The sequence below is a fragment of the Neotabrizicola shimadae genome, assembly GCF_019623905.1.
GTDB classification, from domain to species: domain Bacteria; phylum Pseudomonadota; class Alphaproteobacteria; order Rhodobacterales; family Rhodobacteraceae; genus Neotabrizicola; species Neotabrizicola shimadae.
This window is the reverse complement of the sequence record NZ_CP069370.1, coordinates 4115498-4137916: the sequence shown is the minus strand read 5'-3', so window position 1 is coordinate 4137916 and position 22419 is coordinate 4115498. Positions and strand designations below refer to the sequence as shown.

Annotated in this window: 27 protein-coding genes; 13 read left to right on the top strand and 14 right to left on the bottom strand. The window is 66.6% G+C overall.

The window, feature by feature from the left end; all coding sequences use genetic code 11:
* Positions 1-5: 5 nt before the first annotated feature.
* Positions 6-467 carry a flagellar basal body-associated FliL family protein gene (locus JO391_RS20070; protein WP_220664648.1) on the top strand — a complete coding sequence of 154 codons (462 nt, stop codon included), beginning with the start codon at positions 6-8 and terminating at the stop codon, positions 465-467.
* 450 nt (positions 468-917) lie between these two features.
* Here JO391_RS20070 and ettA read toward each other — a convergent pair whose 3' ends face one another.
* Positions 918-2573 carry an energy-dependent translational throttle protein EttA gene (gene ettA, locus JO391_RS20065; RefSeq protein ID WP_220662160.1) on the bottom strand — a complete coding sequence of 552 codons (1656 nt, stop codon included), beginning with the start codon at positions 2571-2573 and terminating at the stop codon, positions 918-920.
* A gap of 66 nt (positions 2574-2639) precedes the next feature.
* A complete protein-coding gene (locus tag JO391_RS20060) occupies positions 2640-3110 on the bottom strand; it encodes a GNAT family N-acetyltransferase (protein WP_259444772.1) in 471 nt (156 codons plus the stop codon).
* Between the two features lie 94 nt (positions 3111-3204).
* Here JO391_RS20060 and JO391_RS20055 point away from each other — a divergent pair, with 94 nt between their 5' ends.
* From JO391_RS20055 to JO391_RS20035, 6 genes are all read left to right on the top strand, one after another.
* Positions 3205-3768, top strand: coding sequence for a nicotinate-nucleotide adenylyltransferase (locus tag JO391_RS20055; RefSeq protein WP_259444924.1), 564 nt, complete (start codon positions 3205-3207; stop codon positions 3766-3768).
* On the top strand, positions 3765-5234 hold the full coding sequence (dacB, locus tag JO391_RS20050) for a D-alanyl-D-alanine carboxypeptidase/D-alanyl-D-alanine endopeptidase (protein WP_310795056.1): 1470 nt from the start codon (positions 3765-3767) through the stop codon (positions 5232-5234). Before JO391_RS20055 ends, dacB begins: the two co-directional genes overlap by 4 nt.
* A gap of 123 nt (positions 5235-5357) precedes the next feature.
* Positions 5358-5486 carry a hypothetical protein gene (locus JO391_RS21640; RefSeq protein ID WP_259444771.1) on the top strand — a complete coding sequence of 43 codons (129 nt, stop codon included), beginning with the start codon at positions 5358-5360 and terminating at the stop codon, positions 5484-5486.
* Positions 5487-5488: 2 nt separating this feature from the next.
* Positions 5489-5791, top strand: coding sequence for a YciI family protein (locus JO391_RS20045; protein WP_220662157.1), 303 nt, complete (start codon positions 5489-5491; stop codon positions 5789-5791).
* 147 nt (positions 5792-5938) lie between these two features.
* A complete protein-coding gene (locus tag JO391_RS20040; RefSeq protein WP_220662156.1) occupies positions 5939-6391 on the top strand; it encodes an RrF2 family transcriptional regulator in 453 nt (150 codons plus the stop codon).
* Positions 6392-6400: 9 nt separating this feature from the next.
* Positions 6401-6970 (top strand): hypothetical protein, encoded by a 570-nt coding sequence (locus tag JO391_RS20035; RefSeq protein WP_220662155.1) that lies wholly within the window; start codon positions 6401-6403, stop codon positions 6968-6970.
* A 9-nt stretch (positions 6971-6979) separates the two neighbouring features.
* Here JO391_RS20035 and JO391_RS20030 read toward each other — a convergent pair whose 3' ends face one another.
* The 10 genes from JO391_RS20030 to JO391_RS19985 all read right to left on the bottom strand — a co-directional run bounded on the left by JO391_RS20030 (position 6980) and on the right by JO391_RS19985 (position 14594).
* The gene (locus tag JO391_RS20030) at positions 6980-7759 is read right to left on the bottom strand and encodes a succinate dehydrogenase iron-sulfur subunit (RefSeq protein WP_220662154.1); all 780 of its coding nucleotides are present in this window, start codon (positions 7757-7759) and stop codon (positions 6980-6982) included.
* Positions 7760-7887: 128 nt separating this feature from the next.
* Entirely contained in the window at positions 7888-8220 is a 333-nt protein-coding gene (locus JO391_RS20025) for a hypothetical protein (protein ID WP_220662153.1), read from the bottom strand.
* A gap of 69 nt (positions 8221-8289) precedes the next feature.
* Positions 8290-10092: a succinate dehydrogenase flavoprotein subunit gene (sdhA, locus tag JO391_RS20020; RefSeq protein WP_220662152.1), complete on the bottom strand. Its 1803-nt coding sequence runs from the start codon at positions 10090-10092 to the stop codon at positions 8290-8292.
* A gap of 9 nt (positions 10093-10101) precedes the next feature.
* Entirely contained in the window at positions 10102-10473 is a 372-nt protein-coding gene (locus JO391_RS20015; RefSeq protein WP_220662151.1) for a succinate dehydrogenase, hydrophobic membrane anchor protein, read from the bottom strand.
* A gap of 7 nt (positions 10474-10480) precedes the next feature.
* Positions 10481-10870, bottom strand: coding sequence for a succinate dehydrogenase, cytochrome b556 subunit (gene sdhC / locus JO391_RS20010; RefSeq protein WP_220662150.1), 390 nt, complete (start codon positions 10868-10870; stop codon positions 10481-10483).
* A 171-nt stretch (positions 10871-11041) separates the two neighbouring features.
* Positions 11042-11770 (bottom strand): DUF4344 domain-containing metallopeptidase, encoded by a 729-nt coding sequence (locus tag JO391_RS20005; protein ID WP_220662149.1) that lies wholly within the window; start codon positions 11768-11770, stop codon positions 11042-11044.
* 79 nt (positions 11771-11849) lie between these two features.
* The gene (locus JO391_RS20000; protein WP_220662148.1) at positions 11850-12881 is read right to left on the bottom strand and encodes a MaoC family dehydratase; all 1032 of its coding nucleotides are present in this window, start codon (positions 12879-12881) and stop codon (positions 11850-11852) included.
* A gap of 25 nt (positions 12882-12906) precedes the next feature.
* Positions 12907-13110, bottom strand: a complete 204-nt coding sequence (locus tag JO391_RS19995) for a DUF1737 domain-containing protein (RefSeq protein ID WP_220662147.1) — start codon at positions 13108-13110, stop codon at positions 12907-12909.
* Positions 13107-13664 (bottom strand): NnrU family protein, encoded by a 558-nt coding sequence (locus JO391_RS19990; protein WP_220664646.1) that lies wholly within the window; start codon positions 13662-13664, stop codon positions 13107-13109. Before JO391_RS19990 ends, JO391_RS19995 begins: the two co-directional genes overlap by 4 nt.
* Positions 13665-13718: 54 nt before the next feature.
* Positions 13719-14594: an HpcH/HpaI aldolase/citrate lyase family protein gene (locus JO391_RS19985; RefSeq protein ID WP_220662146.1), complete on the bottom strand. Its 876-nt coding sequence runs from the start codon at positions 14592-14594 to the stop codon at positions 13719-13721.
* A gap of 284 nt (positions 14595-14878) precedes the next feature.
* On the opposite strand from JO391_RS19985, the gene JO391_RS19980 reads away from it, so the two are divergent.
* Complete coding sequence (locus JO391_RS19980) at positions 14879-15091, top strand: CsbD family protein (RefSeq protein WP_220662145.1); 213 nt, start codon at positions 14879-14881, stop codon at positions 15089-15091.
* Between the two features lie 31 nt (positions 15092-15122).
* Here JO391_RS19980 and JO391_RS19975 read toward each other — a convergent pair whose 3' ends face one another.
* Positions 15123-15878, bottom strand: a complete 756-nt coding sequence (locus JO391_RS19975) for a sulfite exporter TauE/SafE family protein (protein WP_220662144.1) — start codon at positions 15876-15878, stop codon at positions 15123-15125.
* 161 nt (positions 15879-16039) lie between these two features.
* On the opposite strand from JO391_RS19975, the gene mdh reads away from it, so the two are divergent.
* The 4 genes from mdh (at position 16040) to JO391_RS21635 (ending at position 19879) form a co-directional block, all read left to right on the top strand.
* Positions 16040-17002 carry a malate dehydrogenase gene (gene mdh, locus JO391_RS19970; RefSeq protein ID WP_220662143.1) on the top strand — a complete coding sequence of 321 codons (963 nt, stop codon included), beginning with the start codon at positions 16040-16042 and terminating at the stop codon, positions 17000-17002.
* A gap of 69 nt (positions 17003-17071) precedes the next feature.
* Positions 17072-17236: a hypothetical protein gene (locus JO391_RS19965; protein WP_220662142.1), complete on the top strand. Its 165-nt coding sequence runs from the start codon at positions 17072-17074 to the stop codon at positions 17234-17236.
* 25 nt (positions 17237-17261) lie between these two features.
* Positions 17262-18491, top strand: coding sequence for a peptidase T (gene pepT / locus JO391_RS19960; protein WP_220662141.1), 1230 nt, complete (start codon positions 17262-17264; stop codon positions 18489-18491).
* Positions 18488-19879: a class I SAM-dependent methyltransferase gene (locus tag JO391_RS21635; protein WP_259444770.1), complete on the top strand. Its 1392-nt coding sequence runs from the start codon at positions 18488-18490 to the stop codon at positions 19877-19879. The genes pepT and JO391_RS21635 overlap by 4 nt, the downstream gene beginning before the upstream one ends.
* Before the next feature lie 4 nt (positions 19880-19883).
* Here the strand turns inward: JO391_RS21635 and JO391_RS19950 are convergent, their stop codons facing one another.
* Entirely contained in the window at positions 19884-20966 is a 1083-nt protein-coding gene (locus tag JO391_RS19950; protein ID WP_220662140.1) for a glycosyltransferase family 2 protein, read from the bottom strand.
* A 256-nt stretch (positions 20967-21222) separates the two neighbouring features.
* Here JO391_RS19950 and sucC point away from each other — a divergent pair, with 256 nt between their 5' ends.
* Positions 21223-22416, top strand: a complete 1194-nt coding sequence (sucC, locus tag JO391_RS19945) for an ADP-forming succinate--CoA ligase subunit beta (protein WP_220662139.1) — start codon at positions 21223-21225, stop codon at positions 22414-22416.
* The last annotated feature ends 3 nt before the right edge of the window (positions 22417-22419 follow it).

Sequence of the window (22419 nt, the reverse complement as noted above, 5' to 3'; positions counted from 1 at the left end):
TCAGGCTGATGAAGAAGATCCTGATCCTTCTCGTTCCGCTGGTCTCCCTCGCCGCCGGCGTTGGCGCCGGCAGCCTGCTGAAGCCCGAAGCTGAAACACCCGGTGAATCCGATCACGGCGCCGAGGCCCCAGCGCCGGACGAAGCACCGGAATATGTCAAGCTGAGCAATCAGTTTGTGGTGCCGATCCTGCGCGACGGCCAGGTCGGCTCGCTGGTCATCCTGTCCCTCAGCCTGGAGGTGCGGCCCGGTCAAAGCGAAGAGGTCTATGCAAAAGAGCCCAAGCTGCGTGACGCATTGCTGCAAGTGCTGTTCGACCACGCGAACGCCGGCGGCTTCGACGGCGGTTTCACCGAAGGCGCCGCACTGTCGCCGCTGCGCCAGGCCCTGAAAGAGGCGGCCCAGGTGGCCCTGGGGCAGATCGTCACCGATGTGCTGATCTCGGACATCGTCCGCCAGGACGGCTGACCCCTCCCCTGACCGCTGCCTCGCGCCCCGGCAATGGCCCGCTCCGGGGGGCGCGGGGATGGCTTCGGACAAGGCCGACGGGCGATCTCAAAGGCATAGCTTCGGCGGCGCGGAAGGGCTGAAGCAAGATTGCCTATGCTTCAGCCTGTAAATGGCGCCGGCGGATCCGTTGCAAAAATCAAGCATTTCGCCAGCCACGCCTGCACGTCGTCCACCAGACGCCCACTTTGTCGGAGCGCGGAGGGGCGCGCGAATCGTCATTGACGGCTCACGGAACACTAGCGGGGTGGAACCCAGCCCAAGAACTCACTCGCTAAGGCTTGCTCATCGTCAGGCTGCGAGGGGCATGGTCAGGAACAGCTCTGCTTGGCCACACTTGTTTTGCGACATCGTGCGGACCAGCGACAGGAGAGCTCGTGGAGCTTGACGAGGGCGGAGTCCGACACATCCCTACCTCGCAAACCGCTTGTACTTCACCCGCTTCGGCTCGATCGAATCCGGCCCCAGCCTACGCACCTTGTCTTCCTCATAGGCCTCGAAGTTGCCCTCGAACCATTCCACATGGGCGTCGCCCTCGAAGGCGAGGATGTGGGTGCACAGGCGGTCAAGGAAATAGCGGTCGTGGCTGATCACCATGACGCAGCCCGCGAAATCCTCGATGGCGGCTTCCAGCGCCTGCAGGGTTTCCACGTCCAGATCGTTGGTCGGTTCGTCCAGCAGGATGACATTGCCGCCGGCCCGCAGCATCCGGGCCAGGTGAACGCGGTTGCGCTCGCCGCCTGACAGCAGGCCCACCTTTTTCTGCTGGTCGGTGCCCTTGAAGTTGAAGGCGCCGGTATAGACGCGCGAGTTGATCTCCATGTCGCCAAGGTGGATCACCTCGGACCCGCCCGAGATTTCCTCCCAGGCGGTCTTGTTGGGGTCCAGCGCATCGCGGCTCTGGTCCACATAGGACAGCTGCACGGTTTCGCCCAGCGTGATCGTGCCCTCGTCGGGCTGCTCCTGGCCGGTGATCATGCGGAACAGCGTGGACTTGCCGGCGCCGTTCGGGCCGATGATGCCGACGATGGCGCCCGGAGGCACGGTGAAGGTCAGGTCCTCGATCAGAAGCTTGTCGCCCATGTGCTTCTTCAGCCCCGTGACCTCGATCACCTTGGACCCGAGACGCTCGCCGTTCGGGATGATGATCTGCGCCACGCTCGCGCGTTCGCGCACGGTCTGGCCGGCCAGTTCGTTGTAGCGCTGGATACGCGCCTTGGACTTGGCCTGCCGCGCCTTGGCGCCGGCGCGGATCCATTCCAGTTCCTTTTCCAGCACCTTCTGGCGCGACTTGTCCTCGCGCGCTTCCTGTTGCAGCCGCTTGGCCTTCTGGTCCAGCCACGAGGAATAATTGCCCTCGTAGGGAATGGCGCGCCCGCGGTCCAGTTCCAGGATCCAGCCGGTGATGTCATCCAGGAAGTAACGGTCGTGGGTGACGATCAGGATGGTGCCCCGATAGTCGATCAGGTGCTTCTGCAGCCAGGCGATGGACTCGGCATCAAGGTGGTTGGTCGGTTCGTCCAGAAGCAGCATGTCCGGCGCTTCCAGCAAAAGCCGGCACAGCGCCACGCGGCGCCGTTCGCCGCCCGACAGCGTGGTCACGTCGGCATCGTCTGGCGGGCAGCGCAGCGCGTCCATCGCCACGCCGACCTGCGCTTCCAGCTCCCACAGGTTCTGCGCGTCGATCTGGTCCTGCAGCTGCGCCATCTCCTCGGCGGTCTCGTCCGAGTAGTTCATGGCCAGTTCGTTGTAGCGTTCCAGGATCGCGGTCTTGGCGGCCACGCCCTGCATGACGTTGCCCTTCACGTCCAGCGTCGGGTCAAGCTCGGGCTCCTGCTGGAGGTAGCCCACCTTGGCGCCCTTGGCGGCCCAGGCCTCGCCTTTGAAATCCTTGTCGATGCCCGCCATGATCCGCAGAAGCGTCGACTTGCCCGACCCGTTCACGCCCACGACGCCGATCTTCACGCCGGGCAGGAAGTTCAGCCGCACATCCTCAAAGCACTTCTTGCCGCCGGGATAGGTCTTGGAGACGCCATCCATGTGATAGACATACTGGTAGCTGGCCATTTCTCTCTCCGCGGCATTCGGGTGGACGGGCACCAGATAGTCGCACGGGGGCGAAAGGGCAATCGGTCACAGGTCCTTTGCGAACCAGTGTGTCGCCGGAAACGGGGTGAAGGGCGCGATCTCCGACCAGCCCAGACGGCGATACAGTGCAATCGCCTCGGGCAGGCTCTCGTTGGTGTCCAGCCGCAGGCGGGCAAGGCCCAGCCGGCGGGCCTCGGCCTCCACCGCGGCCATCATGGCGCGGGCCAGTCCCCGGCCGCGCGCCTCCTCTGCCACCCACAGCCGCTTCACCTCGCCGGTCGCCGCATCCACGGGCTTCAGCGCCACGCAGGCCACAGCGCGCCCCCCTTCGCGCGCAAGAAGAAAGGCGCCTTTCGGCGGGCGGTAGCTGCCCGCCTCGGGGTCCGGGTCTGGCACATGGGCGGCGGTGATGCCGGGAATGCGGTCGCGCAACAGCGCCAGATAGGCCGACAGGCAGGCGCGCGCCTCGGGCGCATCGGGGTCGACGGGGGCGATGGTCGGTGCGGGGCTGGACATGGCCGCAAGGTGAACCCAGAAGGGTGGGCGTGCAAGCCGATGACGGAACAGGCAGATGGCGCCACGACAGGGCTTTCCCCCGGCAAGCCGGGGCATGGTGATCGGGCTTCTGGGCGGGTCCTTCGACCCGGCCCATGACGGCCATGTCCATATCACCCGCGAGGCGTTGAAGCGGCTGGGGCTGGACCAGGTCTGGTGGCTGGTCAGCCCCGGCAACCCGCTCAAGGTGAACGGCCCGGCGCCGATGCCCGAACGGCTGGCGCGGGCCCGCTCGCTCATGCGTGATCCGCGCGTGAAGGTCACCGATCTGGAGGCGCGGCTCGGGACACGTTATACCGCCGCGACTCTCGAACGCCTTCAGGCGATCTATCCCGGCGTGCATTTCGTGTGGCTCATGGGCGCAGACAATCTGGTGCAGTTCACCCGCTGGCAACGCTGGCGCGACATCCTGCAAATGGTGCCGGTCGGCGTGCTGGCCCGGCCCGGCTGGGGCGCGCGCGCGCGCCTGTCCAAGGCCGCCCGGTCCATGCGCGCGCATGAGGTCGAGCGCGGCGAAAGCCTCCGTCTCCGCCGTGCACCGGCCTGGGCCTTCGTGAACCTGCCGATGCACCCGGCCTCGTCCAGCGCGATCCGCGCGCGAGGGGAGTGGCAGCGGTGATCTCCCGGCGCGGGCTTATGGCCGGGCTTCTGGCCGGCGCGGCGCTGCCCGCCTGGGCCGAGGCGCCCGTCACCTCCCCCCGTCCGGTGCCGCGCGGCGGCAAGCCCCTGCCGGTTCTGCCGGGGCCGGATGCCCTGGTGGCCGAGGCAAAGCTGGGCGGCGTCACCGGCCTTGTCGTGCTGGATGCGGGCACGGGCCAGGTGATCGAATCCCTCTCGGCAAACGAGGTCGTTCCCCCCGCTTCGGTGCTGAAGGCGATCACCACGCTTTTCGCGCTGGACAGGCTGGGGCCGGCGCATCGCTTCCAGACGCAAATCCTTGCCACCGGGCCGGTGCTGCAGGGGCAGGTGCAGGGCGATCTGGTGCTGGCGGGCGGCGGCGATCCCACGCTCGACACCGACGATCTGGGCGACATGGCGGCGGCCTTGAAGGCCGCGGGCGTCACAGGGGCCACCGGGCGCTTTCTGGTCTGGGCCGGCGCGCTGCCCACGATCCCGCAGATCGCCGCCGACCAGCCGGTTCAGGTGGGCTACAACCCGGCCCTTTCCGGCATGAACCTGAACTTCAACCGCGTGAATCTGGAATGGAAGCGCGCGCCCGATGGCTGGGCGTTGTCGATGGATGCGCGGGGCGAACGGTTCCTTCCACCGGTCGGCATGGCCCGCGCCTCGGTGGTGAAGCGGGAACACCCGATCTTCACCTATCAGCAGGACGGCACCGAAGAAATCTGGACAGTGGCCAGCGCGGCGCTTGGCAAGGGCGGAAGCCGCTGGCTGCCGGTGCGCCAGCCCGCGCTTTACGCGGGCGAGGTCTTCCGTACCCTGGCTGCCGCGCAGGGCATCGACCTGCCCGCGCCGCAGGTCATGTCCGGCCCGTCCCCCGCCGGGCAGGTTCTGGTCACGCATGGCAGTGACGACCTGCCCACCGTGCTCCGGGACATGCTGAAGTTCTCCACCAACATCACCGCCGAAGCCGTGGGCCTCACCGCCTCGGGCCAGCCCGACCTCGCCCTTTCCGCGCGCGAGATGCAGGGCTGGGCCGCCGCCCGGCTGGGCATGACCTCGATCTTTGGCGATCATTCGGGTCTGGGCACCGGGTCGCGCGTCACCGCGCTCGACATGGCGCGCGGGCTTGCCGCCGGAATGCAGACCCCCACTGGCGCGGCTCTGCCCGGCCTGCTGCGCGATATGAAGATGCGCGATGCCAAGGGCGCGGCCGACGAATCCAGCCCGATCCGCGTGGTGGCCAAGACCGGCACGCTGAACTTCGTCTCGGGCCTCGCCGGCGTGATCGCACCGCCCTCGGGCCGGGTCATGGTCTTCGCCATCTTCTCCGCCGACGAGGCGCGGCGCGAAGCCCTGCCCATCGAGGACCGCGAGGCGCCCGCCGGCCTGACCGGCTGGCTGAAGCGCGCCCGCACCCTTCAGGGCAAGCTCATCCACCGCTGGGGTACGCTTTACGCCTGACCGGCGGCGGGGTGCCGTTTCCCCTTGCTCCTTCGCGTGTGCGCGCCCACAGTCTCAGCAGCGGCCCCGCCCGGCACCTCTTGCCCGAGACCGTCCCCGACCACCCGTCATGAGGAGGACGCCATGGCCAAGGGCCAATTGCGCAGCAACAAGGAAAAGAAGAAGCCGAAGAAGGACAAGACCGCCGCCGCCCCGGCGCAGGCGATCTTTTCCAAGGGCACGCTTGAAGGTGCCCCGACGAAGAAGAAGTAGCCTTGGCCTGGCTGGTCCTGTCCGAAGATTCGGCAGAAGGCCCGGCGCTGCGCGCCGATGCGGCCCTGATGGCGGCGCATTGGGACTATGAGCAATCCATCGCGCCGCTCATCCTCGCCGCCGGAAGCCTGCGGGCCGACGACGGGGTGACAAAGACCGGCAGCCTGCTGATTCTCGACGTGGCCACCCGGCCCGAGGCCGCGGCGATCATCGCCGGCGATCCGGCCACGAAGGCCGGCCTGCGCGGCCGCATCGAGATCCGCTACTGGAACCCGGCCATCCTGGGCGGCCGCGTGCTGGGGTGACGCGTCCGGACAATTATGAAGTCCAAGTTAATTCGCCACAGCAAACCATTGATTTTGCTCATGCCATATCCCCGTCCGAGCTCGGACGCCTGCCCCTGATCATGCCTCATTGATTCCCGCCCGCCGCGCCCCTACTCTGCCCGGACGATGATCACGCAGAAGATGAAATACGCCCTCAAGGCGCTTCTGGCCCTCGCCGACGAGGCCGCGAAACCGCGGCCCGAGCCCCTGACCATCGAAGAAATCGCCCGCCGCTCCGGCACCCCCAAGCGGTTCCTGGAACACATCCTCCTGGAAATCCGCAACGCCGGCGTGATCGCCTCGACCCGCGGCCGCTCGGGCGGCTACAGCCTGGTCAAGGCCCCCACCGAAATCTCCATCTCCGAGATGCTGCGCCTGATCGACGGCCCCATCGCGCCCCTTCCCTGCCTCTCCCGCCGCGCCTACCAGCGCTGCGAGGACTGCGCCGACGAGGCCGCCTGCCGCATCCGCCGGGTCTTCGCCGAGGTCTTCTGGTCCTACCTCGTCATCATCGAGAGCCTCACCCTCGCCGACATGCTCCGCTCCGACCAGGTCGCCGAACAGGTGATCGGAGCCTGAGGGCAAAGCATGGCCACCGAAGATATCGCCATCACGCTGGAGCCCGCGCTGGACCGGGTGCACGATGTCGTGGACGCCACGCCCGGCACGTTCCAGGAACTGGGCCTCGGCATGGTGGTGCTGATCGTGGTCATCACCTTTCACGGCTGGGCCATGGCCCGCGTGAACGCCACCTTCAACCGGGAACTCATCCGCCTGGGCGACCACACCCCGGAATGGCGCTACAGCCTGCTGACAGCCGTCGGCATCGCCCTCCTGACCGCGACACACATGATCGAAACGCTGATCTGGTCCGTCCCGATCCTGGGCTTCGGCATCCTCGGCAACATGCGCGACGCCTATTACTTCGTGATGGAATCCTACACCACGCTTGGCGCCAGCGCGATCAAGCTGCCGGAAGCCTGGCGCCTGCTCGGCCCGGTCATCGCGATCTCCGGGCTGTTCACCTTCAGCTGGACGGGCTCGGTTCTCGTCTACATCGTCACCGAAACCGCCCGCCACCAGCGCGATGTCGGCAAGAAGCGGGCAAAGGCCGCCAGCAACAGCCCCAGCCCGCCAGACAAGGGCAAGTCCGATTGATGCGGCGGGTCAGACGACCCGCTCGACCATCATCTTCTTGATCTGGGCAATCGCCTTGGCCGGGTTCAGCCCCTTCGGGCAGGTCTCGGCGCAGTTCATGATCGTGTGGCAGCGGTACAGCTTGAACGGGTCTTCCAGCATGTCCAGACGCTCGCCGGTGGCCTCGTCGCGACTGTCCACGATCCAGCGCCAGGCGTGCAGCAGGGCAGCCGGGCCAAGGTAGCGGTCAGAGTTCCACCAATAGCTGGGGCAAGAGGTCGAGCAGGACGCGCACATCACGCATTCATACAGGCCGTCCAGCTTTTCGCGGTCCTCGATCGACTGGCGCCATTCCTTGGCGGGGCGGTTCGTCTTGGTTTCCAGCCAGGGCATGATGCTGGCATGCTGGGCGTAGAAATGGGTCAGGTCGGGGATCAGATCCTTCACCACCGCCATGTGCGGCAGCGGATAGATCCGCACGTCGCCCTTGATCTCGTCCAGACCCTTGATGCAGGCCAGCGTGTTCAGCCCGTCGATGTTCATGGCGCAGGATCCGCAGATCCCCTCGCGGCACGACCGCCGGAAGGTCAGCGTCGGGTCGATCTCGTTCTTGATCTTGATCAGCGCGTCCAGGACCATCGGGCCGCACTTGTCCATGTCCAGGAAGTAAGTGTCCACCCGTGGGTTCTGGCCGTCATCTGGGTTCCAGCGATAGATCTGGAACTTGCGGACGTTCTTGGCGCCTTCGGGCTTTGGCCAGGTCTTGCCGGTGCGGATCTTCGAATTCTTGGGAAGCGTGAACTGGACCATGCGAGGGACCTCCGGACTTTGTCTTCGAATAGCAGACGCATTTCAGGCTCGCCATGACGGGTCTTGCGAAATGCTGTCGCAGGTGAAGGTTTGCAGCCAGGGGAGGCGGCGCCCCTCCTGACCACGCATCAGGCGCCCGGCGCAGGCAGAGCCGGAATGGCCGAACGTGCCAGGCAGTCTCGGGCCGCAGGACGGGCGGCGATGGACAGGATGGTGTCAACCGTCGATGTGCCGGCAATCACGCCGACATCGCGCGACAACAGCCGCAGATCCTGCGAGGTGGCTGCGATCATCACGCAATCCGTGGCCGTCGCGGCCTGGGCCGGGGACATGAAGTCATCGAGCACCGGCGTCACCACGGTCTGCGCTGTCTGGCGCAGGACCGCGTCGGTCGCCTGCTGAGCGGTGCAGCCCGAAAGAGCCACCGCCGCAAGCATCGCAAGACCCGTTTGCCTGTTCATCCGTCCTGTCCCGTCCTTCGCGCCCACCGCTGGCGGACGCGACCCGCCTTGCCCAACCCAGGCCATTCCTCAGAACTTGCGTTCGGCCGGCGCGATCTTCTTCAGCGCGATGCCGCCCTCGGCCTCGGTGGTCAGCGGCTCGGTGTGCACGGGGCGATAGTCGAGCCGCACCTTGTTGCCGTCCACCCAGGCCAGCGAATGCTTGCGCCAGTTGGCATCGTCGCGCTGCGGATGATCCTCGTGCGCATGGGCCCCGCGGCTCTCGGTGCGGGCATGGGCGCCGTAGATCGTGGCCAGCGCGTTCGGCATCAGGTTGGTCAGTTCCAGCGTCTCCATCAGGTCGCTGTTCCAAACAAGGCTGCGGTCGGTGACCTTCAGGTCGGCAAGCTTGGCCGCGATCTCGGTCATCTTCTTCTCGCCCGCCGCCAGCGTGGCCTCGGTCCGGAAGACCGCCGCGTCGGCCTGCATGGTGCGCTGCATCTCCAGCCGCAGGTCGGCTGTCGGCGTGCCGCCGTTGGCGTTGCGCAGGCTGTCGAACCGGTCCAGCGCCTTGTCCACCCCGGCCTTGTTCACCGGGGCCGGCAGCGCCTTCGGGTCCACGATCTGGCCCGCGCGGATCGCCGCAGCACGGCCAAACACCACCAGGTCGATCAGCGAGTTCGACCCCAGCCGGTTCGCACCATGTACCGACGCGCAGCCCGCCTCGCCCACGGCCATCAGGCCGGGGAAGACGCGGTCGGGATCGTCGGCGGTGGGGTTCAGCACTTCGCCCCAATAGTTCGTGGGAATGCCGCCCATGTTGTAGTGCACGGTCGGCAGCACGGGGATCGGTTCCTTGTGCAGGTCCACGCCCGCGAAGATGCGGGCCGATTCCGTGATGCCGGGCAGGCGCAGTTCCAGCGACTCGCGCGGCAGGTGGCTCAGGTTCAGGTGGATGTGGTCCTTGTTCGGGCCCACACCCCGGCCCTCGCGGATTTCGATCGTCATGCAGCGGCTGACATAGTCGCGCGGCGCCAGGTCCTTGTAATGGGGCGCATAGCGCTCCATGAACCGTTCGCCCTCGCTGTTGGTCAGATAGCCGCCTTCGCCGCGCGCGCCTTCGGTGATCAGGCAGCCCGAGCCATAGATGCCGGTCGGGTGGAACTGCACGAACTCCATGTCCTGCAGGGGCAGGCCGGCGCGGGCCACCATGCCGCCGCCGTCGCCGGTGCAGGTGTGGGCCGAGGTCGCCGAGAAATAGGCGCGGCCGTAGCCTCCGGTCGCCAGCACCGTCATCTTCGCATTGAAGACATGCATGGTGCCGTCATCCAGCTTCCACGCCACCACGCCGGTGCAGCGCCCGTCGGTGATGATCAGATCCAGCGCGAAGTATTCGATGAAGAATTCCGCCTGCTGCTTCAGCGACTGGCCGTAGAGCGTATGCAGGATGGCGTGGCCGGTGCGGTCGGCGGCGGCGCAGGTGCGCTGCACGGGCGGGCCTTCACCGAATTCGGTGGTGTGGCCGCCGAAGGGGCGCTGGTAGATCTTGCCCTCTTCGGTGCGGCTGAACGGCACGCCATAGTGCTCCAGCTCGTACACCGCCTTGGGCGCCTCGCGCGCGAGGTATTCCATCGCGTCGGTGTCACCCAGCCAGTCCGACCCCTTCACGGTGTCGTACATGTGCCATTGCCAGTGGTCCGGCCCCATGTTCGACAGGCTGGCCGCGATGCCACCCTGCGCCGCGACCGTGTGGCTGCGGGTCGGGAAGACTTTGGTCACGCAGGCCGTGCGCAGGCCCTGTTCCGCCATGCCGAGCGTCGCACGCAGGCCGGCCCCGCCGGCGCCAACGACAACCACGTCATAGTCATGCACTTCATACGGATAGGCAGTCATGGTGATCCCTCAGAGCGCGATCTTGACCAGCGCGAAGATGCCGGCGGCGGCGGTTGCCCAGGACAGGCAGACCACGCCGATGATGGCCATCTTGCGCGCGGTGCCGCGCAGGTAATCCTCGATCATCATGGTGGCGCCGCCAGCAAAGTGGCGCATCCCGACGATCAGCAAAAGCCCGGTCACGATGGCCGGGAAGGGCCGCCCGAAGGTGGCCACCACCGTGGCGTGGTCCTGCCCAAGGGCCTTGCCGAAGATGTACATCCACACCGGCACCAGGAAGGCCAGGCCAACGGCCGAAACGGTCATGGACCAGTGGTCTTCGGTCCCGGCATGGCCCGAACCCTTGCCCTCGGCGCGCTTGCGGTCAGTCAGATAACGCATGGCAGCCTCACATCGCGACCAGAAGAACGGTAAGCGCGGTCAGCACGACCGAGCCGATCAGGCAGGCCCAGCCCAGCTTTTCCGCCGTGGGCACGTCCAGCCCCTTGCCGGCATCGTAGTACAGGTGCCGCAGGCCGGTGAGGTAGTGGAACCACATCGCCCAGGCCGAACCGACCCAGATCAGGATGCCGATCCAACTGGTCGCCAGCCAGTTCACGAAGTCGAAGTACTCGGGAGAGATCGCGGCGGCCAGCAGCCACCAGACCGCAAGGAAGAACCCGGCATAGAGCGCATGACCGGTGATCCGCGTCAGGATCGAGGTCAGCATGGGAATCTGCCAACGGTATATCTGCAGATGCGGAGAGAGGGGTCGCTCGACCCGCTTGGCTTCGGCCATGTCGGTTCCCTTCGTCGCTGGCTTGCCCCTGTCGTCCGGGGCGCGCTTGTTCTTCCGCTTCAATACCGCGTTTTGCGCCCGTGTCACGCGCGCGCTTGCCGCAGGTGCATGGTGATTGCGCTAAATCACGCGACAAAAACCACTACGTGATCACATATTTCGGAACCGTGATCACAGATCGGCGGCTTGGGCCCTCTCCCAAAGAAATTCGGCGAACTCGGTGCACATCAGGATGCGACTCTCGTCCGGGATATAGTAGGCATTGACCTCACCGCAGGATTCGATGTCGACGGTAATCTCCTGCGGCAGGTCAAATCGTTCGTTCAGCGTGTCGATTTCCTCGCTGATGACGCCCGCAATGAACTCGTCCTCGGCGGCGTCCAGCGAAATCGCCGTGCCTGGTGCCTGGTCGGCCAACGGCTGCAGGTACGTCCACCAGCTCTCATCGGCCAGTTCCCGTTCTTCAGCGCAGGTCGCCGCGCGTTCTTCCGGCAGGTTGGCGCTGGCTGCAAAGTCGGCGCGGTTCTCGGGGTCTGCGCCATAGAACAGGCAGACATGCGTGAAGTACCTTTGCATGTCATGTCCATGCACATCCCAGTACATGGGATCGTCTCCCTCCCCCTCCTCGGCGCTAAGCGCATAGGCGTAGGCTGTGTTCGCGACGATTTCCTGCGCGGCCTCCGGCTCCCAGACCTCGTCCACCAGCAGCACGGAAAGGATATCGGCAGCATCCTCTTCCTTGCCCAGGACGGGCAGGTTCAACTGGTCGATCAGCGCATGACCCAGTTCGTGATAGAAGACCGCCACCAGATTGTCGGCAACGAAATCGGCCTTCGGATCGGCCTCCTGCGCCAGGGCAGGCGCGGCAACAAGGGCAAGGGCAGCCAGGGCGGCGCGCATCGGGAACTCCGTTCGAAATCAATCGTATGCGGGAAACTACGGATTTTGCCGGCCACCGTCCATGCCCCGGGCCACCGCCTTACACCGGAACCAGCGCCCAGTAGTCGAGGTCCAGCAACACCTCGGGCAGGTACTTCCCATCTGCCCCTTTCAGCGCGAACTGCGGCGCGCCGTGCTTTACCGCCACCAGCCGCAGCCGCAGGGCACCCACGCCGGGTGCCGAGGTTTCGGACTTGTCCAGCACCTCGGACCAGGCGCGCACCGTGTCGCCGGCAAAGCAGGGATTGGCATGGGTGCCCGCATTCAGCGCCACGATCATCTGTGCATTGGCAAGCCCGTTGAACGACAGCGCGCGCGCAAGGCTGATGACATGGCCGCCGTAGATCAGCCGCCGCCCGTCCTCGCGGAAGGTCGCATCGAAATGCACCTTGGCCGTGTTCTGCCACAGCCGCGTGGCCATCATGTGTTCGGCCTCCTCGATGGTCACGCCATCGACGTGGTCGATCTTCTCGCCGATCTCGTAATCACCCAGGCGGTGCGGCTCGCCGGCCAGCTGGAAGTCATAGCGCGTGAAGTGCAGGCGGCGTGGAATCACAAAGGCCTCTGGCACCACCACCGGCGCCAGTTGCGGCACGGCGGCGCCGGGCGCAGGGGCATCGGGGCGGTTCTTGCGCACCATGACCCAGCGGACATATTCCAGCACCACCTCGTCGCGCTGGTTCAGGCCCTTGGTCCGCACATAGACCACGCCCGACTTGCCGTTCGAGTTTTCCTTCAGCCCGATCACCGTCGATTCGCTGCGCAGCGTGTCGCCCACATGCACGGGCTGCATCCAGCGCCCTTCGGCGTAGCCCAGGTTGGCAATCGCGTTCAGGCTGATATCGGGCACCGTCTTGCCGAAGACAATGTGGAAGGCCATCAGGTCGTCAACGGGCGCCGTCGACAGGCCCAGACCGTGCGCGAATTCGTCCGAGGAATAGACCGCGTGCCGCGCGGGATAAAGCGCGTGATACAGCGCCCGCTCCCCGCCCGAGATGGTGCGGGGCACGGCGTGGTGGATGGTCTCTCCAAGGCGGTAGTCCTCGAAGAAGCGACCGGGATTCGTCTTCATCACAGTCTCCGTGGGCGGTTTCGCCCTATTGCTCGCCCAGCTTGATGTCAGGCGTGTAAGTCCCCGGCGCATCCTTCACCACCGCCTGGCCGCAGCGCATGACACCCCGCGCCGCATCGAAGGCATAGGTCGGCCCGCCATGCAGCGCCCATCCCTTGTTCAGGGCGGCGGTGACCTTGTGGCAGAAGGCCGAGGTGTCGTCGTCGGACAGGAATCGATAGAGCTTCATCCGTAGGTCCCCACGAACGGGTTATGCCCCAGCCAGATGTGCACGCCGGCGATCAGGCCATAAAGCACCAGCGTGCCCGCCAGGTTCATCGCATCGCCCTTCAGCCCGCGCCCGCCGGTCGGTCGTGCCCAGGGGCCGGCGGCGTTGATCAGCACAATCTCGACCACCGCCCAGATCGCGAGCCCGCCGAAAAGCACGATCGAGGCCACATCGCCGTTCACAAGAAGATGCGCGACCGACCAGACAATCACGCCGGTCAGCATCGGATGCCGCATCTTCGTGTAAAGCGTGCCCTTGGTTCCCCCGACGCCGAACAGGAAGACCGAGACCAGCATGAGCAGGTTGTTCAGGTGCCCCATGCCGGGCAGGGGCGAATAGACCGGCTCGAAATCGGCCCCGCGATAGCCGATCACCATCAGCACCACCGAAAGCACCAGCACCAGCGCCACGGCGCCCTTGCCCGGATCGCCCAGTCGCGCCCGCGCCGTGGGCGCCAGGCGCTTGAACAGGTGTGCGAACGACCACAGCAAGACGCCGAGGGTCAAGAGGAACATCATCATGGCTGGCACTCCGTCAGGGCAGCGGGCATTTCGCGCGCCACCCTGCCGTCAAACGCCGTCCGATGCAAACTCCAGCGCGGCAATGGCCTCTGCCTTCGCCAGGGTCGCTTCGGCCGTGACGACATGCAGGTTTTCCACGATGCGCCCGTCAACCACGGCCACGCCCTGCCCCGCCGCCTTGGCGGCCGAAAATGCCTCGATCTGGCGCCGAGCCAGGTCAATTTCGGCCTCGGACGGCGCAAAGACCTGGTTGGCAATCGCCAACTGCGCCGGGTGGATCAATGTCTTGCCATCAAAGCCCATGTCGCGGCCCTGCTCGCATTCTGCGCGCAGGCCCTCGTCGTCCTTGAAGGCGTTGAAGACGCCGTCGACAATCACCTTGCCCGCCGCCTTGGCCGCCAGCACGCAAAGACCCAGCCCCGTGACAAGGGCCAGGCGGTCAGGGCGGAAGCGGCTGCCCAGTTCCTTGGCCAGGTCGTTGGTGCCCATGACCATGCCTTTCAACCGCGGATGCGCCGCAATGCCTGCGGCATTCAGCATCCCCGCCGCCGTTTCCATCATCGCCCAGAGATCGGCGCCCGGCACCAGATCGGCCACGGCACCCAGATCGGCGGCATGGTTCACCTTGGGCACGAGGATCGCGTCGATCCTTGCACCGCCGGCAATCGCCGTATTCATCGCCTCGGCATCGGCCCGGCCCCATTCGGTATCAAACCCGTTGATCCGCACGATCCGCATCCGCGGGCCAAAGTCGTAGTCCGCCAGCACCCGCGCCAGCAGAGCCCGCGCCGCTGGCTTCTCCTCGGGGGCGACTGCATCCTCCAGATCGAAGATGATGGCATCGGCCGGCAGCCCGCGCGCCTTGTCCAGCGCCCGGTCCTTCGAACCGGGAATGTACAGAACCGAGCGGCAGGGACGGGTCATGGCAGATTCCTCGCGAAAGATTCTTGCGCGAGGAACCACGAACTCGCCACTTTCTTCAAGCCCCCTTTTGCCGCAACGCAGAAATTTCTTGCGCAACGGCAGCATCGGCAGGGTCTCGCCGCCCCCAAAGGCCGCAACCGGCGGGTTCCGGCCGGACTTCGCCCCGCCGATTGAACGCCCGGCGCTGCGGCCCATCTGCCATGGTGCAGGCCGAACCCGGCCCGCCGGCGCGATGCGCTGCCCCGCCATTGAAGGCTGCCCCGCCATTGAAGGAAGGATACGTCATGAGCAGCACCGGAGACAGGATCAAGGGTCTGGCCAACGAAGCCGTCGGCAATGCGAAGCAGGCGCTCGGCAAGGCGACCGGGAAAGAGGATCTTCAGGCCGAAGGCGCCGTGCAAGAGCTGAAGGGCAAGGCCCAGCAACTGGAAGCCGATGCCAAGGACGCGGTGAAGAAGGCCGCCGACCGCGTGAAGGATGCGGTGGACAAGGCCTAGATCCGTCGGGGCGGGCGCTTCGGCGCCCGACTCACCCTGCCATCAGGTGCGCGGCGCCATCCCAGATCAGCCGCGCCGAGATCAGCAGCAGCGCCCAGGTCACAAGCTGGAAGAACAGCGTCTCGGGCAGGCGCCGCACGATCCAGACCCCCGCAAAGACCGAAATCGCCGCAACCGGCATCAGCATGGCCGCGTGCCACAGGTTTTCGGGCGAAAGCTGCCCCAGGAAGTAATAGGGGATCAGTTTCAGCGCGTTCACATAGGCGAATGCGATGGTGGAGGTGCCGGCGAACACCGCCTTGCGCATCCCCAATGGCAGGGTGAACACCTGATAGGGCGGCGCGCCGGCGTGGCTCACAAAGCTGGTGAACCCGGCAACCGTCGTCCAGAACAGCCCCTTGCCCCAAGCCGGTTGCTGCGGATCGACCACCACGCGCCGCCGCGCCAGCAGGTTCAGCGCGAAGGACAGCCCCACTACGCCCACCAGCAGCGTCACCGCCGCCTCCGACACCAGCGAGGCCGTGGCCCAGCCGACCCCCACCCCCACCGTCATGCCGATGCAGGCGATGACCAGCACCCGGCGGTCGAACTCGCGCCGATAGGCGTAAAGCCCGAACACATCGGAAATCACATAGACCGGCAGCAGCATCCCCGCCGCAACCACCGGCGAAATTGCCAGCGACAGGATCGGCACCGCCAGCATCCCCACGATGGGCAACCCGCCCTTGCCGGCCCCCACGGTCGCCGCCGCCAGCACGGCCAGAACCCAGAAAAACGTGCCTTCCATGCTTCTCTCCTGACCGGCTGCGTTTCGTTAGCGCGAACATCGGGCAGGCGCCAGAACGGACAGCATTTGCCGCATCCCGTGGCATGCCGAACCGCTTGCCAGCGGGGGGGTTTCGCCTTACCCAAGCCCGCGCAACAACCGCTCACCGGAGGGACAGACCCATGGCCAGACCGAAGATCGCCCTGATCGGCGCCGGCCAGATCGGCGGCACGCTCGCCCATCTGACCGCTATGAAGGAACTCGGGGACGTCGTCCTCTTCGACATCGCGGAAGGCACCCCGCAGGGCAAGGCGCTGGACATCGCCCAGTCCGGCCCCTCGGAAGGCTTTGATGCCTCGATGAAGGGCACCAACGATTATGCCGACATCGCGGGCGCAGATGTCTGCATCGTCACCGCCGGCGTCCCGCGCAAGCCGGGGATGAGCCGCGACGACCTTCTGGGCATCAACCTCAAGGTCATGAAAGCCGTGGGCGAGGGCCTGAAGGCCCATGCCCCGAACGCCTTCGTCATCTGCATCACCAACCCGCTGGACGCGATGGTCTGGGCGCTGCGCGAGTTTTCGGGCCTGCCGCACAACAAGGTGGTGGGCATGGCCGGCGTGCTGGATTCGGCGCGCTTCCGCCACTTCCTGTCGCTGGAATTCGGCGTCTCGATGCGCGATGTCACCGCCTTCGTTCTGGGCGGCCACGGCGACACCATGGTTCCGCTCTCGCGCTATTCCACCGTCGCCGGCGTGCCGCTGCCCGACCTGGTCAAGATGGGCTGGACCACCCAGGAAAAGCTTGATGCGATCATCCAGCGCACCCGTGACGGCGGCGCCGAGATCGTGGGCCTTCTGAAGACCGGTTCGGCCTTCTACGCCCCGGCCACCTCGGCCATCGAGATGGCGGAAGCCTATCTGAAGGACCAGAAGCGCGTCCTGCCCTGCGCCGCCTATGTGAAGGGCGCCTTCGGCCTGGACGGCATCTATGTCGGCGTGCCCACCGTGATCGGCGCCGGCGGGGTCGAGCGTCTGGTGGAAATCAGCCTGAACCCCGACGAGAACGCGATGTTCCAGAAGTCGGTCGACTCGGTGAAGGGCCTCGTCGCCGCCTGCAAGGGCATCGACCCCTCGCTGGCCTGATCCGCTTCGTGATACAGCAGACGCGCGCCAGCACTGGCGCGCGTTTCCATTTCAGGGCATCGTTCCAGCATGGACTATTCAAAATCCGGCAACGCCAAGGCCACCAAGGGCACCCCGAAGTTCGACGCGCAGAACCGTCACGGCGCGCCCAAGCAGTCGCATGGCAAGACTCCCGGCAAGGAGGAACTCCTCGCCCGCATGAAGGCCGCAGCCCAGGTGAAGAAGCCCGGCTGACCTGTTCCGCCTGCCCGAGGCAAGCATGACCGATTTCACTGCCGAGCTTGAGGATCGCCTGCTGCGCTATTGCGCCATCGACAGCCAGAGCGACGAGGATTCGCCCACCTCCCCCTCGACGCCCGAACAGCTGGTCCTCGCGCGCCTGCTGGTGCAGGAGTTGCACGACATGGGCGCGGCCGATGTGCGTCTGACAGAGTATGGCGTGGTGCTTGCCACCATCCCCGGCACGGCCCCCGGCCCGACCATTGGCTTCCTTGCCCACATGGACACCGCGCCGCAGTTCAACGCCACCGGCGTCAAACCCCGCGTGATCCGCGGCTACAACGGCGGCCCGATCACCTTCCCTGACGACCCGGCGCTGGTCCTGTCGCCCGAGGTCTCGCCCGCGCTGGCGAGCCATATCGGCCATGACATCGTCACCGCCTCGGGCACCACGCTTCTGGGGGCAGACGACAAGTCGGGCATCGCGATCCTGATGACCGCAGCCCGCCGGATGCTGACCGAGCCTCTGGCCCGCCGCGCACCCGTCCGCCTGGCCTTCACGCCAGATGAGGAAATCGGCCGCGGCGTCGATCCGCGCCTGCCCGCCGACCTGGCCGCCGACTTCGCCTATACCTTCGACGGCGGCGCACCGGGAGAGATCGAGTGGGAATGTTTCTCGGCCGACAACGCCCAGATCACGATCACCGGCGTCTCGGCCCATCCCGGCTATGCCAAGGGCCGCATGGTCAACGCGCTGACCCTGGCCGGAAAGCTGATCGCAGCCCTGCCCGCCGCGCAAACCCCCGAGCAGACCGAGGGGCGCGAGGGCTTCCTCCACCTCTATTCGCTCGAAGGCAGCGCCGCACGGGCCGAACTGCGCTTCATCCTGCGCGACTTCGACACCGCCGCGCTGGCCACGCGGGGCGAGATGCTGCGCGCGCTGGCCGCCGCCATCGTTGCCACCGAACCCCGCGCCGCGGTCACCGTGCAGATCCGTCCGGAATACCGCAACATGCGCGAAAAGCTGGAACAGGATCCGCGCCCTCTCGAACGGGCCGAATCCGCCGCCCGCCGCCTGGGACTTTCCCCCCGCCGCCTGTCCATCCGTGGCGGCACCGATGGCTCGCGCCTGACCGAGCTTGGCCTGCCCTGCCCCAACCTCTTCACCGGGATGCAGGAAATCCATGGCCCCCTGGAATGGGTCAGCCTGCAGGACATGGCGCTCGCCACCGAACTTTGCCTGACGCTGGTCCAAGAGGTTGCGGATTGATACGCCGCTCCCGGTCCGGCCCTCCCCTGGCCATGCTGCACATTGGCAAGACGGGGGGATCGGCGCTCTACGACCTCCTCGACCGGGCCAATCAGCGTCCGGGGGTGACCCCGGTCCGCCTTCTTCCGCACCGCGCCACCCTCCCCGCGCAGGTGCGCGATGACCCGAACCTGCACCTGGGCTTCGTCGTGCGAGAGCCCGTGGCGCGGGCCGTCTCGGGCTTTCTCAGCCGCCAGCGCAAGGGCCAGCCCCGCACCTACCGGCCCTGGTCGCCCGAGGAGGAGATTGCCTTCACGCGGTTTCCCACGCCCGAGGCGCTTGGCCTAGCCCTGGCCGATGGCACGCCAGAGGCCGAACAGGCCGCCCTTGCGATCCTGCATCTGCGGCTGAACTACGTCCACTATCTCGGCTCTGTCGAGGTGCTGCAGGCGAACCGCAAGCGCCTGTTCTTCGTCGGCGCGCAGGAGAGCCTTGCCGAAGATGTCGAACGGCTCAAGCGGCTGCTCGGCGTCCCGGCCGACCTGACGCTCCCGGCTGACCCGGTCGTCGCCCATGTGAACCCCGACCCGGCCGCTGCCGACATCTCCCCCCGCGCCCGGCAGGGGTTCGAACGGCTGGTCGCCGAAGACCGCCAGATCTACGACGAAAGCCGCCGCATCAGGGACAGCCAGATCGCGCAACGCACCCGCCGCCCCGCGCAAAAGGCCGTCCCGGAGCCCGCGGCCAGCATCTCGCCCTACCACGCCCCCGGCTTCTACGATCAGGCCCTTGCCGCAGGCCGGCACCGCGACATCGTCGGCGGCCGCTGGAAGGAAACCGGCGAGGTCCAGATGGCACTGCTGCGCGAGGCCGGCCTCCAGCCGCACCACCGCCTGCTCGACATCGGTGCCGGTTCCCTGCGCCTCGGCTGCCGGGCGGTGCCCTACCTTGACGCTGGCAACTACTGGGCCACCGACCTGTCGCTTCCCTTGATGCAACGGGGCTGGGAAAGCGAGCTTACCGAAAAGGACCGCCTGCCCCTTTCGCATCTGGTGCAGGACGAGGATTTCTCCTTCCCCGGCCTGCCCGCCGATTTCGACTTTGCCATCGCTTTCGCAGTCTTCACCCATCTGCCGATGAACCACCTGCGCCGCGCGCTGATCTCTATCCGCTCGCGCTTTCCCGCGCTGCGTCAGTTCCTGTTCACCGTCTTTCTCGCCCCCGATGCCGCGGCCTGCCTCGGCCCGGTCCGCCAGCCCGATGGCGTGGTCACGCATCCGCTCCGCGCGCCCTATCACATGCTGGCCGATGACCTGGATCACATGGTCACCGCCTCGGGCTTCCGCTTCACCTTGCCCACCGCCCGCCTGCCCCGCGGCCAGGTGCTTGTCCGCGCCGAGCCCGCCTGACAGCTCAGGCCCGCGGCCGCCGCCCGGTCCAGCGCGACAGCATCGCCCGCAGTCCGTGCTTCACCGCCTGAAAGTCCCGGCGCGGGCGATAGGCCATGACGTGGCGATCCAGCGCCGCTGCACTGAAGTCCAGCGCCAGACCGGGAAACGCCGCCTCGATCTTCGCAGGCAAATCCAGCTCGACATCCAGCAGAATGCCCTGCTCCGCCAGCGCCGTCTCGCGCGCGGGGTCCAGTTCCTTGATTAACGAATAGACCCGCGCCGCCGCGGCATCGTCGGTGGCGTCATGCACCGCCGCCAACTGGTTGCGCGTCGCCCGGTGGCTGTCGGGATAGGACCGCCACTCCGGCTGCTGCGCGATGGCCCGCCGCTTCTTGGCGACCCAGCCCGCCGGGGTCAGCCCGTCGAAATGCAGGATCAGGTGGCTGTACAGCACGTTCAGCGGTTCGCCCGCGCCATCGGGCAGATGCACACCCGCCGCCGCCCGCCCGCCGCTGCGGAAAACGCTCTTGCCCCCGGCGTAACCCGCCATGCCCTGGTCCAGGAACGGCGCGGCCGGACCGTCCAGCCGGGCGATGGCCACCTCGGCCTCGCCCCCCACCTGCCGGCGGAACCGCCCGCCAAAGACATTGGCCGCGTCCGCCGGGCCGGAATGCACGCGCTCGGCCACCGGGATCAGCAGGAACCCCGCCTCTTCCGGCTGGGCGGCAAGGATCTCGCCCATGTCGCCCGGCCCCCACAGAAACTCGTCGGCGTCGATGTGCAACAGCCAGGGAAAGCGCGCCGCGTCCAGTTCAACCTTCAGGTTCGCGCGTTGCCGAATCGCCGGGACCCAGGGCCGGTCCATGCCCAGCCCCGCCCAATACGCCGCGTCGCAGCGCACCAGACGCACGCGCGGGTTCGCCCCAAGCATCCGTTCCAGTTCAGGCGCCGGTTCGTCCAGGTAGAGGCACACCTCCGCCGCGCCCAGGCTCAGGGCATGGGCGGCAAAGGCCACCACCAGTTCCGGCGCCTCGCTCACGGTCGAGACCACGCCCCAGTCCTGCCGCCGTCCTGCCAGGTCCGCCTCCGCCTTGGTCTCCGGCACCCGCACGGCCGGACCAGTGTCGCCATAGCATCCGGCAGGATCGACGCCTACCGTGTCGTGGCTCAGGGCCCTCCGAATCCGGCACGAATCAACCGTCCGACTCAGTCAAATCAGCCTTGTGATCACAGGTTTTCTTGCCGTGATCACAAAATGTCGATTGTTAGCGCGAAACGTCGGTATACCAAAGAATACCGTTTCGTTCCTGCTGAAATCCGTGGCAAGACCCGCCCAACGGCACGACTGACGGGGAACTTTCATGAACATCCACGAGTATCAGGCCAAGGCGCTCCTCAAGAGCTACGGCCTGCCGGTCTCTGACGGACGCGTCGTCCTGAAGGCCGACGAGGCCAAGACCGCGGCGGGCGAAATTGACGGCCCGCTTTGGGTGGTCAAGGCGCAAATCCACGCCGGCGGCCGCGGCAAGGGCCACTTCAAGGAACCCGAAGCGGGAGAAAAGGGCGGCGTCCGCCTCGCCCGCTCGGTCGCCGAGGCCGATCTCTTCGCCCGCCAGATGCTGGGCCGCACCCTCGTCACGCTCCAGACCGGCGCGGCCGGCAAGCAGGTGAACCGCATCTACATCGAGGAAGGCACCGACATCTCGCGCGAGCTTTACCTCGCCCTGCTGATCGACCGCAAATCCAGCCGCATCTCCATCGTCTGCTCCACCGAAGGCGGCATGTCGATCGAGGACGTCGCCCATGACACGCCCGATAAGATCCTGACCATCACCGTCGATCCCGCGACCGGCCTGCAGGATTTCCACGGTCGCCGCGTCGCCTTCGCACTCGGCCTCACCGGCCACCAGATCAAGCAATGCGTCCAGATCGTGAAGAACCTCTACCGGCTCTTCGTCGAGAAGGACGCCGACATGATCGAGATCAACCCGATGGTCGTCACCAAGGAAGGCTCGCTGCGCCTGCTGGATGCCAAGATGGGCTTCGACGGCAACGCGCTGTTCCGCCACCCCGACATCGTGGACCTGCGCGACGAAACCGAGGAAGACCCCAAGGAACATGTCGCCTCGAAATTCGACCTGAACTACATCGCGCTCGATGGCGACATCGGCTGCATGGTCAACGGCGCCGGCCTTGCCATGGCGACGATGGACATCATCAAGCTCTACGGCGCGGCGCCCGCCAACTTCCTCGACGTGGGCGGCGGCGCGACGAAAGAGAAGGTGACCGAAGCCTTCAAGATCATCACCTCCGACCCGCAGGTGAAGGGCATCCTCGTCAACATCTTCGGCGGCATCATGCGCTGCGACATCATCGCCGAAGGCGTGATCGCGGCGGTCAAGGAAGTGGGCCTGAAGGTTCCGCTGGTGGTGCGCCTCGAAGGCACCAACGTGGACCTCGGCAAGAAGATCATCAACGACAGCGGCCTGAACGTGATCGCTGCGGACAACCTGTCCGACGCGGCGCAGAAGATCGTCAAGGCTGTGAAGGGGTAAGAA

Bases quoted from the DNA above. Each gene is read 5' to 3' on its own strand.
- ettA (WP_220662160.1), bottom strand. From the start codon at position 2,573: ATGGCCAGCTACCAGTATGTCTATCACATGGATGGCGTCTCCAAGACC.
- JO391_RS20060 (WP_259444772.1), bottom strand. From the start codon at position 3,110: ATGTCCAGCCCCGCACCGACCATCGCCCCCGTCGACCCCGATGCGCCC.
- JO391_RS20055 (WP_259444924.1), top strand. From the start codon at position 3,205: ATGGTGATCGGGCTTCTGGGCGGGTCCTTCGACCCGGCCCATGACGGC.
- JO391_RS21640 (WP_259444771.1), top strand. From the start codon at position 5,358: ATGGCCAAGGGCCAATTGCGCAGCAACAAGGAAAAGAAGAAGCCGAAG.
- JO391_RS20040 (WP_220662156.1), top strand. From the start codon at position 5,939: ATGATCACGCAGAAGATGAAATACGCCCTCAAGGCGCTTCTGGCCCTC.
- JO391_RS20035 (WP_220662155.1), top strand. From the start codon at position 6,401: ATGGCCACCGAAGATATCGCCATCACGCTGGAGCCCGCGCTGGACCGG.
- JO391_RS20030 (WP_220662154.1), bottom strand. From the start codon at position 7,759: ATGGTCCAGTTCACGCTTCCCAAGAATTCGAAGATCCGCACCGGCAAG.
- JO391_RS20025 (WP_220662153.1), bottom strand. From the start codon at position 8,220: ATGAACAGGCAAACGGGTCTTGCGATGCTTGCGGCGGTGGCTCTTTCG.
- sdhA (WP_220662152.1), bottom strand. From the start codon at position 10,092: ATGACTGCCTATCCGTATGAAGTGCATGACTATGACGTGGTTGTCGTT.
- JO391_RS20015 (WP_220662151.1), bottom strand. From the start codon at position 10,473: ATGCGTTATCTGACTGACCGCAAGCGCGCCGAGGGCAAGGGTTCGGGC.
- sdhC (WP_220662150.1), bottom strand. From the start codon at position 10,870: ATGGCCGAAGCCAAGCGGGTCGAGCGACCCCTCTCTCCGCATCTGCAG.
- JO391_RS20005 (WP_220662149.1), bottom strand. From the start codon at position 11,770: ATGCGCGCCGCCCTGGCTGCCCTTGCCCTTGTTGCCGCGCCTGCCCTG.
- JO391_RS20000 (WP_220662148.1), bottom strand. From the start codon at position 12,881: ATGAAGACGAATCCCGGTCGCTTCTTCGAGGACTACCGCCTTGGAGAG.
- JO391_RS19995 (WP_220662147.1), bottom strand. From the start codon at position 13,110: ATGAAGCTCTATCGATTCCTGTCCGACGACGACACCTCGGCCTTCTGC.
- JO391_RS19990 (WP_220664646.1), bottom strand. From the start codon at position 13,664: ATGTTCCTCTTGACCCTCGGCGTCTTGCTGTGGTCGTTCGCACACCTG.
- JO391_RS19985 (WP_220662146.1), bottom strand. From the start codon at position 14,594: ATGACCCGTCCCTGCCGCTCGGTTCTGTACATTCCCGGTTCGAAGGAC.
- JO391_RS19980 (WP_220662145.1), top strand. From the start codon at position 14,879: ATGAGCAGCACCGGAGACAGGATCAAGGGTCTGGCCAACGAAGCCGTC.
- JO391_RS19975 (WP_220662144.1), bottom strand. From the start codon at position 15,878: ATGGAAGGCACGTTTTTCTGGGTTCTGGCCGTGCTGGCGGCGGCGACC.
- mdh (WP_220662143.1), top strand. From the start codon at position 16,040: ATGGCCAGACCGAAGATCGCCCTGATCGGCGCCGGCCAGATCGGCGGC.
- JO391_RS19965 (WP_220662142.1), top strand. From the start codon at position 17,072: ATGGACTATTCAAAATCCGGCAACGCCAAGGCCACCAAGGGCACCCCG.
- pepT (WP_220662141.1), top strand. From the start codon at position 17,262: ATGACCGATTTCACTGCCGAGCTTGAGGATCGCCTGCTGCGCTATTGC.
- sucC (WP_220662139.1), top strand. From the start codon at position 21,223: ATGAACATCCACGAGTATCAGGCCAAGGCGCTCCTCAAGAGCTACGGC.